Source organism: Novosphingobium sp. 11B, assembly GCF_054589055.1.
The window spans coordinates 1-458 of sequence record NZ_BAAILP010000188.1 but is presented as its reverse complement, the minus strand read 5'-3'; the positions used below and the strand labels follow the sequence as shown (position 1 = coordinate 458).

The 458-nt window shown below is 61.6% G+C and carries 1 protein-coding gene; it reads right to left on the bottom strand.

Features of this window, described 5'->3' with window-relative positions:
* Nucleotides 1-142 precede the first annotated feature (142 nt).
* Nucleotides 143-458, bottom strand: a 316-nt coding sequence (locus ACYPYD_RS17040; RefSeq protein WP_459664377.1) for a transposase, incomplete at its 5' end; no start/stop codon positions are given.

Sequence of the window (458 nt, the reverse complement as noted above, 5' to 3'; positions counted from 1 at the left end):
CAGGCTGCGGAAAAAGGGTTGGCAGAGCCGGCCATTGGCCTCGCTTTCGCCGTTTTCTAGCCCAAGGCGTCAGTCATTCTGGGAGGTAACCTTCCAGAATCCGGTCGTTTTTGACCGGCCTCGGGCGCTATGAGGCGCAGGCCTAGGTTGCGCCCAGCAGTTTCGGCAGCCTGACGAGGTTGTAGGCGGCAGCGGTGAGCGTGAAGGACCATCCGACGCGATCTTGCCCACGGTGTCGGGTTTTTCGCATGGTGCCGCAGGTTTTTGCCCATCCGAACACTTCCTCGATCCGCTTGCGGATTTTCTGGGAGAGGCCGTAGCCGGGATGGCGTGTCATACGCCCGTCAATGGCAGAACGGCGATTGGTGTTATTCTGGGCCACGTGCGGGGTGACGTCCATCTCGCGCAATGCCTCGACGAAGGCGGCGGTGTCGTAGTTCTTGTCCGCGCCCAGCGTG